The organism is Acinetobacter sp. AL9 (genome assembly GCF_041464035.1).
Classification (GTDB): domain Bacteria; phylum Pseudomonadota; class Gammaproteobacteria; order Pseudomonadales; family Moraxellaceae; genus Acinetobacter; species Acinetobacter towneri.
This window is the reverse complement of the sequence record NZ_JAYFSK010000208.1, coordinates 1-306: the sequence shown is the minus strand read 5'-3', so window position 1 is coordinate 306 and position 306 is coordinate 1. Positions and strand designations below refer to the sequence as shown.

General features: G+C 46.1%; 1 pseudogene. It reads left to right on the top strand.

The features are described 5' to 3' along the window. Positions 1 to 306 (top strand): annotated as a pseudogene (locus tag ACEO2X_RS14355) (IS66 family transposase); the annotation flags it as partial.

Here is a 306-nt window from a genome sequence, read left to right as displayed (position 1 = left end):
AGCATGAACTCGCACTATTTAAACAGCACAAATTCGGCAGTAAAAACGAACATCTCACTGCAAAACAAATCCATCTGTGGGATGAAGCGGTTGAAGAAGATATTGCCGCGGTTGATCTAGAACTGGAGCGGCTAAATGCAGATAAAACCAATGCAGCGACACACAAAGCAACAGTCAACAAACCTAAACGTCGACCACTGCCAGATCATCTACACACCATCCGTATTGAGCATGAACCTGCATCAACCCAATGTGCTTGTGGCTGCCAACTCCGTCGTATCGGCGAAGATGTCAGTGAAAAACTGC